Source organism: Gellertiella sp. DMC107, from assembly GCF_056313605.1.
Window position 1 is genome coordinate 94,297 of record NZ_JBQUZZ010000004.1, and the last position, 11,913, is coordinate 106,209.

An 11,913-nucleotide genomic window follows, 5' to 3' on the forward strand; every position below is an offset into this window, starting at 1 on the left:
CTCTGGCAACCCCATCCTCATCCTCAGGCGGTGCTTCCCCAAGCGGGAAGTTTGATATTGCCGGGGCTGGGCGGATGCGCTATCGAAGGTCGCGCATTATCCTGAAAGTCCACGTAGCTCAGCAGGATAGAGCACAGGATTCCTAAGTTGGGGGTTGTTCGGGGAAACCCGCTCAATCGATCCGCTCAAAGTCGGGGAACGCTTCGCTGGGCTTCCAGCATGCCAATCCCGAGCCAAGCCCTGAAGAAATTCGGGGAAGTGTGTAGAGACTGGACGGGCGGCACCTAACGGCTTCATGCCCATGGTGAAGGGACAGTCCAGACCACAAACGCTGATGCGGCGGCGAAAGCCGAAGTGGTATGAATCCTGGGGTCGGAGGTTCGAATCCTCTCGTGGACACCAATTTCTCTATGATTTCAGCAGGCAAGCGCCTTGCGGTCGCAGCGGCAGGGCCCATGCTTTGTGGTCTGCCGCCGTTTTCACGGGCCGACATCCATCCAAAGCTCCTCGCGCGAGGATAGATGGATGGTTTCCACAAGGGTCTGGATCCGAAGGCCTTTGCGGAAATTGAAAGGCTCCGGCGCATGGCCGGCGATTGCGTTCACGTAACCGGCGACCTCGATGGCCTTCAGGTCGTTGAAGCCCAGCTGGTGGCCGGCAGCGACGCAGAAGAGACCGTAGGGGGCATGGTCGGGACCTGCCTCGATCCGACGAAAACCCTGACGGCCTTTCGCATCCGCAGTGTTGAAATAGTGGAGCACGTTGAAATGTTCCTGACTGAAGGCGAGCGCCCCCTTCGTGCCCCAAATTTCGAAATCGTGCTGCATCTTTCTGCCCGTGGCGATCCAGTTGGCTTCGATGGAGCCGTTCGCCCCATTTTCAAATCGCAGGAAGGCCCGTCCGACGTCATCGACCGATACGGTCTTGCGACCACCCCTGCCATCCGGACGGTCTGAAATCATGGTGACACAATCGCCCATGACACGGGTGATCGGGCCGCAGAGATATTCTGCGGTTGCCAGCGCATGCGAACCGATATCGGCCAGCGCACCGCCACCCGCCGGATCGTGGCGAAATGTGTAGAGACCGCCGGCATCCGCCATGTAGTCTTCGGCGTGAAGGCCGCGATAGCCGCGAATATCTCCAAGTTCACCCGCCTCGATCATCTGCTTGGCAAGACCCAGCATGGGATTGCAGAGATAGTTGAACCCAACCTGCGTCTTGACGCCCTTCGCTTCGGCAGCATCGGCCATCTCGCGCGCATCGGCGGCCAGCGGTGCGAGCGGCTTTTCGCAATAGACATGCTTTCCCGCGGCAATCGCCGCCAAAGCCATGTCCTTGTGCAGGGCATTCGGTGCGGTGATATCGACAACGTCGATTTCCGGATTGTTGACGATGTCGCGCCAGTCGGCGGTCGCCCGGGCAAAGCCCAGCATGCGCGCAGCCTTGGCAGCGGCCTCCGGCGTCACATCGGCCACCATTTGCAATTCGAGATCATAGGGCAGTTCGAACACGCGCGGTGCGGAAGCAAAGCCGAATACATGGGCCTTGCCCATGAACCCGGTGCCGATCAGGCCGATCTTGAGCTTGGGCTTGTTCATTTCAGCGGTCCTTGTTCTCGATGGGATCCGGAGGCGCTCTCCCGGCGCCAAGATCGAGGAAGATCGACAAGCGGGGGATCGTCAACCCTCCGGACAGGGACTCTGGGGCCAGCGAATGTCCTTGTAAAGATGGCACAGACGCGATGGCCGCCACCCCTCTTCCGCGCGCCCCGCGCCCGCAGCTTAAGCGGGCTTAAGGGAGACGGATCCGCAGGGTTCGGCCCTTCGTGCCTATCGGGGTCTTGAGGTCACCGTTTCCAGAAATCGCCGGACGCTTTTCGCCGGCGCCCGGTCAACGGACCAAGGCGGGCAACCGCTGGCCGCAGGGACTCACTCCGACCGAAGCATGAAAATGATCGGTTCGGCTGGATCGCCGCTGGCCGATGGATCGGGATCGGGCACGATCCGGCAGCCCTTCAGCACGATCGGTCCCGAAGGGTAGCAGTAGGAGCCATGCCCGCAGATGAAAGAGCTCTGGTCACCCGGGATGATCTGGAGCTGCGTGGGGGTTCCGAAATCATCGCCCGGCTCCAGGCTGGACGATGAGTCTTCGAGCGCCGCCACCGTTTCGGTGACTTCTGCGGTGCAGGCGGCATAGGCCGGCAACTGGGATGCGGCGCTCAGAGCGAGGGCGATCAGAATGGCCTTCACGAAACGTTCCTCAGGCGGCGAGATCGTCGGCTTCGCTGCCCTTGAACATTTTCGCCAGGTTCAGGAAGCAGATCATGCCATTGTCATTGGCAATGACACCTTCGCAGAAGGTCTTGTCAAAGGATGCGGTGACTTCCGGAACGGGCTGGACCTGACTGGCCGGGATGGTCAGAATATCGGAAACCCGATCGACCAGCATGCCCACAACCATGGAATGCACTTCGGCAACGACGATGGCGCTCCGTTCATTGGCGACGGTGCTCTTCATGCCGAGCTTGTAGGCCAGGTCGATGATCGGGATGACCGAACCCCGGAGATTCATCACGCCGATGATTTCCGGCGGAGAATGCGGCATCGGGGTCGAGGGAGCCCAGCCGCGAATTTCCCGGATGGTGGTGGTTCGCACGCAGAATTCCTGGTCGTGCAGCCGGAATGCTATGATTTCCAGCATTTCGCCACCGAAATTGGTCGAGTTGATCATGGTCGCCATCGAAAGTTCCATCCAGACAATATTGCTCGGCACGGAGCCGCGTTTCCTGCAACTAAGCCTGCCCACCGGTTCCATTTTGCTGGAAAGCAATCTGGCCATGGACGCCTGATGCTAGAATTATCATCATTTTATTGATCAAGTCTGAACCCAACCCAAACAGAAAAGCCTCGCACGGGCTTGGCCCGGCGAGGCTTGTCCGGAATCGTCCGTAACGTCAGGCCGCCCGGGTGGGTCGGTCGAAGATCCGCCGGCCGAAAAGGCTCGCAGCCATTTCCACGAGGATGCGGGCGCTCTTGCCTCTGTCATCGAGGAATGGATTGAGTTCGACCAGATCAAGAGACGAGACCAAGCCACTGTCGCAGAGCAGCTCCATGATCAGATGAGCCTCACGGAAGGTGGCACCACCCGGAACCGTGGTGCCGACCCCCGGCGCCAGCTCGGGATCGAGAAAATCCACGTCGAAACTGACATGCAACAACCCGTTTGCTGCCCGGACATCGTCGATGATCCGCGTCATGATCGCCCCGATGCCGCTCTCGTCGATGGCCCGCATGTCGAACACGTTGACGCCGTGTTCACGGATCATTTCCCGCTCCTTGGGATCGACCGAACGAATGCCGACCTGATAGACACGTGATGGCGCGACGAAAGGCCTGTCGGCCGGGAAGATCGGGGCAAATTCGGCCAGTCCGCAGAAATGCGCAACCGGCATGCCGTGAATATTCCCGGACGGCGAGGTTTCCGGCGAATTGAAATCGGAGTGTGCGTCGAGCCAGAGAACGAACAGCGGACGGTTCACCTCCGCCGCATGGCGCGCCATGCCAGCGACGCTGCCGATGGAAAGTGCATGATCGCCCCCCAGCAGGATGGGGAGGCTGCCGCCTGCCGCAATCTCGTAGGTCTGCGCCTCCAGCTCCCGAACGAAGGCTCCAACCGTCTGGAGGTTCAGAGCACGGGGCAGAAGAGGCAGGTCTCGTGCCGGAACCGGGCGGATATCGCCCTGGTCCCGGACGTCGTAACCCAGATCCTGAAGTGCACGGTCGATACCGGCTATTCTGAGGGCGGCAGGACCCATGGCCGCGCCACGGCGTCCGGATCCTTCCTCCATCGGAACACCGACCAGGGTAATGGGCTTCCTGTGGAGATGGGCCATTGCTGCAATCCTCTTTTGCGAACCGGGAGAGGCGCACTCTAATTCGAATTGGTTCGTTACAAATAGATGGAAAATTGCTCACTATTCGAGCATAATGCGCAAATTGTAAGTCAGATTTGGCAAATTGCTTATGGATGATCTCGACCACGCCTTGCTCGCCGCGCTGCGCCATAATGCGCGCCTACCCGTTTCGTCCCTCGCTGCCATGACAGGAGCCTCGCGAGCGACGGTGACGGCGCGCATCGACCGCATGGTCGAGAATGGAACGATTGCCGCTTTTACAATTCGAACCGGGCAGGAAACACGCCTTCCGAATGTCCGCGCGATCATCATGATCGAGGTCCTGGGGAAAATGGGAGACCGCGTGGCCGATCAGCTGCGGGGTATGCCTCAGGTCAGGGCCTTGCACTCCACCAATGGACGCTGGGATTTCATTGCCGAGCTGGAGGAACAGGATCTCGCCGCCTTCGATGAGACATTGAGGCGCATTCGTCTCATCGAAGGTATCAACCTCACTGAAACCAACATTCTCCTCAGAACGCGCAAGACCGGGTTCTGACCACATCCTGCGCTCAATATTCCTTCTCGTAGAAGATTCCGGCCGCACCGGCGCCATCCGATCCGGCTTCGCCTTTCAGTTTGATGCCTCGGCCGACATCCAGGTTGATGGACGCCTTGCTGCCCGAATTAGCCCCCTGTTCGACCTGAATATAGGTCCGGTCATTCAGGTATTTTCCTGCCTTTACCTTGGCCTGTCCGCTCTCGTCGGAACTGACGTCCAGATCGTCGATCCCGAGATTGGATCGAAGGCTCTGGAACAGGGAGGTGGACCGACCACCGGCCAACTGCGCCACGGCATCGGCCAGTTGGGCGATTTGCAACACGGAGAGGCGGGACAGCGACTGGTTGAAGATCAATTGGGCCAGCACCTCGTCCTGCGGCAAGGCGGGGTTTGAAGAAAACGCGACTGCGGGGTCGTTTGCCGGACCGCTGATCGTTACGGTCACGGTGGTGGAGCCGGTGTCGGACTGTGCCGCCATATCCAGTGTCGGCGTCAGATCGCCACCGAATGCGATCGTCCCGGTCGTGAAATCCAGTCGGCGGTTGAGAATGGTCAGCCGGCCACGCTTCATCTTGAAGCCGCCGGAGACCACCGGGTCATTGGCGGTTCCCTGCAAGGTAAGATCCCCGCCCAGTTCCGCATCGATCCCCCGGCCCTGCACGAAAATGCGAGGCGCAGAAATCACGAGATCCAGGGCAATCGAGGAAGAAGATCCCTTTCCGCCGCCGCCCGTGCGGGACATGACATCCGAATTCTGCGCGGCAACGGCACGCGACTCATTCTTGTGCTTGACATTGATCTGCGACAGGGAGGCCGGAAGCTTTTGCGGGATGGTGATCGCCGACCGGCCCAGCGTCAGCTTTCCGCCGAGCTTGGCCCCGCCCATCAGCGGCCCCGTCAGCGTGAGCGAGCCATCCACGACGGTGGAGACGATCTTTCCATCCACATAGGCTGCCCGATCGAGCGCGATCTTCAGATCCGCCGGAAAATCGCTGCCGGGTTGAATGCCTACCGATCCGGTGACGGAAATCGTTCCCCCGGTCGAAAGCGTTCCGCTCAGCTTCGAAATCTGGGCACGGGTCCGGTCGAGATCGATCGCGACCGCAAGATTCCGGATCGTCAGGTTGCGGCGGACATCGACGAGCGAGGCATCGCTGGATGTGATCCTGCCCGCCAGAACGGGTTGGGCCATGCTGCCTGAAATCTTGATGTCGAGATTTGCATTGCCACCGACCACCAGGCCTTGGGAAGCCAGCATTGCGGAAGCGATCTTGAGCGGAAGCTTGCCGGTAAAGGATAAATTGAGAGCCCGGGTGCTGGTCACCGCGGCGGTGCCACCGCCTTTGACGGACAGACCATCCGCATTGGACGCGGTCGTGTTGATGCGCACCTGTCCGGAGCGCATCTCTCCGTCGAGCTTTATGGAGAAAGCCTGCATCCCGGCACTGCGCGTCTGGGCCAGGGCTGCACGGTCAAGGGTCAGACGATAGGCAATGTCGGGGGACGCGGCCTGCCCCTTGATGCTCACGCTCCCGGAAAGCGAGCCCTCCGCCTTGAGCGATGGCTGCACGGCATTCGCAAGGGCGAGGGGCAAGGCCTTTATGTCAGCCGCCAGATTGAGCGTCTGGCCCGCAGTACCCGAAACAAGGACAGTGCCTTTACCCGCCTCGATAACCAGTCCGGCAAGGGAACCGACGCCCTTGTCGATCATGATGTCGGTAGCCTTGGCCAGTTTCAGGCTGATGCCCTTCGGTACGGCGGCAAATTTCTTGACGCTGATATGGGTGCGTCCCTGCTTCACCTCCGCCGCACCGGAAAGGACCAGCGGCTTTCCATCATAACCGGCCTTCAGATCGAACGCGGTCTCCTGTCCCACCCGGTCGAAGGAAAGGTGCAGGCCGGACAAGCGATTTGCCCCGAGGGCAATCTCCTGTGCCTCGACAGTCCCCGATGCCGCCAGCGATTTCAGATCCGAAACATCGAGAGCGATCCGGGGATTGCGGATCGACAGCCCGTCCCTTTGCAGACCTTTTCCAGCCGCGTTGATGGTTGCACCGGAAACACTGCCTTGACGCGTAAACCGTGCGGTTCCCTGGAGGTCACCCGATGCCTTCTGTCCCCCCAGCGCTGCAACGAGTCCGAGATCGGGCAGATCGAACGTCACGCCTCCTTCGGGCATGTAATCAGGCCCCAGGCGCAAAGCGCCCTGTAGCTGGTTCGGTCCCACCTTTGCCTCGAGAACGGGCAGGCTGATGACGCCTGCCTCCGTCTTGATTTCCGCATCGATGGACACCGGCTGGCCGGCCAGTCTGCCCTCCGCGCCGATCTTGGCGCGCGGTGCGCCGGGATCGGCATTGCCTTCCGCAACCAGGCTGAGGCTGTCGAGCTTGCGCCCCGAGAGAACCGCATTTTCGGAGGAAAGTGTGGCCTTGAAATCGGGCCTCCCGATCGGACCGCTCGCTGTCAGCGCATAGGCAGCAGCCCCTTTCGCGTCGCCCAGGATCGCCGAAAGATTGGGCAATTCGCCCGAGAGGTCTGCCGCGATTACCCCGGAGACGAGCGACAGATTTCCCTTGGCCTTGAGGATATCGGAGCCCAGCTCGAGGCCTGACACCGTCAAAGCGCCCCCGGCTGCGTAGGAAAGCCCCGCCGAAACGTCGATGCGCCCCCGGGTTTTCGCTGACAGCGCATCCGGGAGAACTTCTGGCAAGGCGAAGAGCTTCAGATCCGCAGTAAGATCCTGTTCGGCAAGTCGATACTGGCCGGACAGCGTCCCACCGAGCCGGGCGCTTTCCACGGTGGCCTTGCTGATCGACAGAATGCCCGGCTCCAGCGCAACCGGCGCTTCTAGACGGAACGGCCCCGGCAAAAGCCTCTGCAGGTTTGGATCGGCAAAAGCGGCCCGTTCAAACCCAAGGGTCAAATCCAGCGGACCGGTCCGCGCTGCAAGGTCCAGCGCCTTGCTGCTAGCGGCAGCCTGCACCTCATCGATCCGGTACCCCGGAAAATCGGCAAATTCGATGTCCGCACGGACATCCAGCGTGGCGGCCTCTGCCTTGCCGGAAAGCGAAAGGTCGGCGCTGCGCAAGGAGAGGCGAGCCACGTCCTTGCCTGCCGGAATGGCGATCGCGACCGGCCCCGCTGTCCCCGCAAGATGGGCCGTCAGGGAATTGTCGCCACCGGGGTCGTAAGCGCCGGCAGCGGTGATCCGGACGCTGGCAGAGGTGAGTGAGCCACGCCGGATCTGGAGACTACCCCGTTCTCCCAGATCGATCTCGAAGGCAAAATCGGTTTGGCCCTCGAAGAGCGAACGCACCGTTTCTGGCATCAACGGCTGGGCTTGTCCCCGACCTTCGATGGTCAGCCGGTGCCCCTTATCGGCCAGCGCCTCATGACCGAGGTCCATGGAAAAGGCTTCCGATCCATCCAGCGCGGCCGAGAGCTTGCCGCGCCAGTCGGAGAGCGGCCCGGCGCCATCGACGGTCAGGTGCATCGCAGGCCTGTCGGGCAGCTTCAGCATCGACGCGATCATGCCGTCTTTCGGTTCGTCCACCGAGGCCTTGAGCGTCAGGCGGTTCTCCCCGGGAACATAGGCAATATCGGCAAGCGCCCGGGCATCCGGTGCATCCTTGCGGTTCGCGGCGAGGGAAATGACGATATCCTGATTGTCCGCGCGGCCCGAGCCGGATGCCGTGAGCGCAAATTCCCGCCCCGCAACATCCTTGCCCAGGAAAACATCGGGAAGGTCGAGCGTGGCAATCTTGATCGCAACAGGCAAGCGGAAGGGCGTTCCATCCGACGGCTTTGCCGGTGCATCCTGAACAGGGGGTCTCAGATATTCGACCCGCCCTGCCCTTACCCGCTCCGCTTCGAAGGAAAATCCAAGGAGGGCCGAGGGCGACCAGTCGATTTCCAGATCCCTTATGCGCGCATAAACTCCCCTGCTGTCGGCAACTGTAATCTCGGGCGCCCGAAATTGCCCGCCCAGCAGCGAGGACGAAGTTTCCAGAGAAACGATCTGTTCCGGCTTGGAAAGAAGACCTGCAACCTTGCCCGCCAACAGACTTGCGCCCGAAGCCGTAAAGCCGACATAGCCGATCGCCGCCAGCGAAAGCGCCAGCAAACCGAGGACGATACGGCCGATACTGCGGAGGAAAAAGCGGAGGATGCGAATCAATTTGGTCATGCGTGAACCTACTTCCCCGCGCGGTAAACGGGAATCCACGGCCAGCGAGACGGGTTAGGTCGGGGCCGATCGGATCAGAAAGCCTGGCCGATACCGGCATAGATACCGTATCGACTACCCCCCTCATAAGACTGGAGCGGAACGGCAACATCAAGGCGGATCGGACCGAACGGCGTCGCATATCTGAGGCCGATGCCGGCGCCGGCCCGGATATCGCTGAAATCGGGGACTGATTCCTCGGAAACCGTTGCCGCATCGATAAAGGGCACCACCCCGATCGTTTCCGTTACATTCACCCGCGCTTCGAGCGAAGTCTGGACGTAGGAGCGCCCCCCGGTCGCTTCACCCTTGGCATTTCGGGGGGAGATCTGCTGATAGGAATAACCACGGACGGAACCGCCGCCCCCGGCGTAGAAACGCCGGTTGACCGGAATATTGTCGAGATCACCCCCGCCCACGATCGTGCCTGCGGACAATTTCCCCGCCAGAACCACGTTGTCTTCTTCGCCAAAACCATAATAGCCGGAGGCCGAAGCTTCGAAGGACGAGAAGACATTGCCTTCCAGCGCTTCGTAGCTCGGCTTGGCATTGACGATGGCCCTGTAACCGGATGTGGGATTGAGCTTGTCATCCCGTGCATCGCGCTCGAATTCGACCGGTATGGAGAATGTCAGATAGTCGTTGACCCCGAAGGCGTCCTCGGTCTTCGAATAGCTGACTTCGCCGCCGCCCGTGATCTTGTCCGTGTCGTTGAGCTCGTAAGTCAGGCCGGCAGCCGCCGTGACCGTCTTCGCCTCATAGGATTCCGGGGCCTCCATCTTGGCCTTCAGACTGGCGTTCAATGTCATCGTCGGCAAAATGAAGCCGGGCTTCGAGAAGAGAATGCCTGCAGAATAATCCAGCTGTTGTACGTCCGTCGTCTCGCCCAGGCGACTCACGGCCCCTTCGACCCGCAGGGATTCGGCGCGGCCGAAGAGGTTGCGGTGCCCCCAGTAACCCTGCACCCCAAAGCCGTCGATGGTGGAATACTGCGCTCCGATCCCGAAATAACGGTGCTTGCCTTCCGAGACCTTGATGTCGACCGGTATGCGGCCAGCATCATCGAGCGACTGCGCTTCCCGGATCGTGACGCTGGAGAAGACCCCGAGTTTACGCAACCTTTCCGATGCCTTGGACAGGGCAGCGGGCGTATAGGGTCTTCCGCTGTTGAGCAGCGAATAGTCCCGTACGAATTCTGCATCGACGGTTTCCGTGCCGGATACGCTGGTTTCCCCGAGCGGCGCGACAGGTCCGCCCTCTGCGGCGATGGTTACGTCAACCGTATGGGTCGTGTGGTCGGCCACCACATCGCGGGCGGTGAGCCGGGCAAGCGGCCGACCCTCTTTCTTCAGCTCGGCAACAGCCTTTTCACCTGCCTTGATGATGGCAAGCGAGCCGGCATCTGCACCGGCGCCCAGGCCAAGCGCGTCCGGCGAAAAGCGCGCCGCATCGCCGCGCAAATCCACCTGACCGAGCGAAAAATGCGGTCCGGGATCGACACGGACATGAATGGGCACGGGGGCGGTCCGGTCGAAGGCGGGGTTCGGGGGCAACGCCGAGAGTTCGATGCCATTGACGGTAACCGTCACCACCGCACCGTATCGGGCATTCTCGTAAAGGGTTGCCAGGATGCGGTCACGGTCGTCGCGCGCCTTGATGGCGACGCCGAGATCGCCCGAAACCGGCTCGTCCTTGTCGGCGACAAGCTGCGAGGCGGCCTCCAGCGTCTCCTTCAGGTCCTTGTCCGCACCCGGCGCATCGAGCGTGACCGTGTAGCGCACCGGATCGAGCACCTGTTGGGCAGGATCCTCGCTTTCGAAAAATTTGTGACCGAAGAGAGTGAAAGCGGAAGCGGTCTGCACGTATACCGATAGAAGCGCGGTCCCGGCCGAGAGGACCAGAACTGCTTTCCTGACCTTTCGGACAAGAGGTCGCTTCGTTTCATACGAACGGTTGTGCATACGCCAGACTACTAAGTGACACGATCTCGATCATGCGCCCTAAGGCTTGCCTGATAGTTAACCGGGGCTTGCCTCTTATCATTAAAAATGCGTGTCCGGCACCCTGAGGGGAAAATTTCCCGCACAAACGAAAAAATCCCGGGTTTTTAGGCCCGGGATTTTCCTGAAAGGCTCGCGAATTAGTAACGCGGGCAATCGTCGATGTAACGGCGACCATAGCGGTCACGGTAGTAGCACTGGCCCGGCTGCTCGGACACGTGGCCGATGACGGCCCCCGATACGCCGCCGATAGCCGCACCAACGGCTGCACCGCGGACATCACCGGTGATTGCACCGCCGAGGATCGCACCGCCAGCGGCGCCGATAGCTGCACCCTTTTCGGTCTGCGAGCAGCTTGCTACCGACAAACCAACCAACAGAAGAACGATGGCCTTTTTCATAGAACTCTCTCCAAGTTTCAAAGTCTGATACGCCAACTCCGGGTTTAGCCGCCCCCCGATATTGCCGCAGCAAGGACAATCACAATCATACATGAGCTACCGGACCGGGCAATATGGCCGGTTGACTCTTTAACTACCTCCGACTGTGAAAGTTCCCGTTCGTTGCAATTGAGCCCATAAAAAATCTGACCCTTAAAAAAGTAAGTGTTGATAGGCGGGAAAAAAAGACAAATGATGCTTCATGCGCCGGGGAGAGGCGCGAGGAGGAACATCAATGGCGAAAGTGACACTGACGGTGAATGGCCGGACAGTGAGCGGCGACTGCGAGGATCGGACGCTGCTCGTGCATTTTATCCGTGAAAAGCTGGCCCTGACGGGCACCCATGTGGGCTGCGACACGAACCAGTGCGGTGCATGCGTGGTGCATATGGATGGGAAGTCTGTGAAAAGCTGCTCTATCCTGGCCGTGCAGGCCTCGGGCTCCACGATCACGACGATCGAAGGGCTTGCGACGAATGGTGAGCTTCACCCGGTACAGGCCGCCTTCAAGGACAATCACGGGCTTCAGTGCGGTTTTTGCACACCGGGCATGGTGATGACCGCGGTCGACCTGATCAACCGCCATGGCACCAGGCTGACGGAAGAAACCGTGCGTGCGGGCCTGGAAGGCAATATCTGTCGCTGCACGGGTTACCACAATATCGTCAAGTCCGTGCTTGCAGCCGCTGCCGAAATGGGCGGTGCCAAGCAGGCGGCAGAGTAATCCGAAATTCGGGCTCGGCCGAGAGCCGGGCGAGAACCAGTTCACCAGATACCCCATTGGGAGGAAA

General features: G+C 60.6%; 9 protein-coding genes. 2 read left to right on the forward strand and 7 right to left on the reverse strand.

The window, feature by feature from the left end; translation table 11 throughout:
• Nucleotides 1-479: 479 nt before the first annotated feature.
• From ACT54B_RS14290 to rocF, 4 genes are all read right to left on the reverse strand, one after another.
• A complete protein-coding gene (locus ACT54B_RS14290; RefSeq protein WP_476045752.1) occupies nt 480-1,601 on the reverse strand; it encodes a Gfo/Idh/MocA family protein in 1,122 nt (373 codons plus the stop codon).
• A gap of 330 nt (nt 1,602-1,931) precedes the next feature.
• The gene (locus ACT54B_RS14295) at nt 1,932-2,252 is read right to left on the reverse strand and encodes a hypothetical protein (RefSeq protein ID WP_476045754.1); all 321 of its coding nucleotides are present in this window, start codon (nt 2,250-2,252) and stop codon (nt 1,932-1,934) included.
• A 10-nt stretch (nt 2,253-2,262) separates the two neighbouring features.
• Entirely contained in the window at nt 2,263-2,742 is a 480-nt protein-coding gene (locus ACT54B_RS14300) for a chemotaxis protein CheW (RefSeq protein WP_476045756.1), read from the reverse strand.
• 214 nt (nt 2,743-2,956) lie between these two features.
• Nucleotides 2,957-3,895 carry an arginase gene (rocF, locus tag ACT54B_RS14305; protein WP_476045757.1) on the reverse strand — a complete coding sequence of 313 codons (939 nt, stop codon included), beginning with the start codon at nt 3,893-3,895 and terminating at the stop codon, nt 2,957-2,959.
• Nucleotides 3,896-4,025: 130 nt separating this feature from the next.
• On the opposite strand from rocF, the gene ACT54B_RS14310 reads away from it, so the two are divergent.
• Nucleotides 4,026-4,454 carry an Lrp/AsnC family transcriptional regulator gene (locus tag ACT54B_RS14310; RefSeq protein ID WP_476045759.1) on the forward strand — a complete coding sequence of 143 codons (429 nt, stop codon included), beginning with the start codon at nt 4,026-4,028 and terminating at the stop codon, nt 4,452-4,454.
• 13 nt (nt 4,455-4,467) lie between these two features.
• On the opposite strand, the gene ACT54B_RS14315 is transcribed toward ACT54B_RS14310, so the two are convergent.
• The 3 genes from ACT54B_RS14315 to ACT54B_RS14325 all read right to left on the reverse strand — a co-directional run bounded on the left by ACT54B_RS14315 (nt 4,468) and on the right by ACT54B_RS14325 (nt 11,083).
• A complete protein-coding gene (locus tag ACT54B_RS14315) occupies nt 4,468-8,643 on the reverse strand; it encodes a translocation/assembly module TamB domain-containing protein (RefSeq protein WP_476045760.1) in 4,176 nt (1,391 codons plus the stop codon).
• 74 nt (nt 8,644-8,717) lie between these two features.
• Nucleotides 8,718-10,643 (reverse strand): autotransporter assembly complex protein TamA, encoded by a 1,926-nt coding sequence (locus ACT54B_RS14320; RefSeq protein ID WP_476045761.1) that lies wholly within the window; start codon nt 10,641-10,643, stop codon nt 8,718-8,720.
• A gap of 179 nt (nt 10,644-10,822) precedes the next feature.
• Entirely contained in the window at nt 10,823-11,083 is a 261-nt protein-coding gene (locus ACT54B_RS14325) for a glycine zipper domain-containing protein (RefSeq protein WP_183366468.1), read from the reverse strand.
• Nucleotides 11,084-11,357: 274 nt separating this feature from the next.
• Here ACT54B_RS14325 and ACT54B_RS14330 point away from each other — a divergent pair, with 274 nt between their 5' ends.
• Nucleotides 11,358-11,846 carry a (2Fe-2S)-binding protein gene (locus tag ACT54B_RS14330; protein WP_476045762.1) on the forward strand — a complete coding sequence of 163 codons (489 nt, stop codon included), beginning with the start codon at nt 11,358-11,360 and terminating at the stop codon, nt 11,844-11,846.
• Nucleotides 11,847-11,913 lie beyond the last annotated feature (67 nt).

Coding starts and splice junctions, on each gene's coding strand:
- ACT54B_RS14290 (WP_476045752.1), bottom strand. CDS start 1,601: ATGAACAAGCCCAAGCTCAAGATCGGCCTGATCGGCACCGGGTTCATG.
- ACT54B_RS14300 (WP_476045756.1), bottom strand. CDS start 2,742: ATGGCGACCATGATCAACTCGACCAATTTCGGTGGCGAAATGCTGGAA.
- rocF (WP_476045757.1), bottom strand. CDS start 3,895: ATGGCCCATCTCCACAGGAAGCCCATTACCCTGGTCGGTGTTCCGATG.
- ACT54B_RS14310 (WP_476045759.1), top strand. CDS start 4,026: ATGGATGATCTCGACCACGCCTTGCTCGCCGCGCTGCGCCATAATGCG.
- ACT54B_RS14315 (WP_476045760.1), bottom strand. CDS start 8,643: ATGACCAAATTGATTCGCATCCTCCGCTTTTTCCTCCGCAGTATCGGC.
- ACT54B_RS14320 (WP_476045761.1), bottom strand. CDS start 10,643: ATGCACAACCGTTCGTATGAAACGAAGCGACCTCTTGTCCGAAAGGTC.
- ACT54B_RS14325 (WP_183366468.1), bottom strand. CDS start 11,083: ATGAAAAAGGCCATCGTTCTTCTGTTGGTTGGTTTGTCGGTAGCAAGC.
- ACT54B_RS14330 (WP_476045762.1), top strand. CDS start 11,358: ATGGCGAAAGTGACACTGACGGTGAATGGCCGGACAGTGAGCGGCGAC.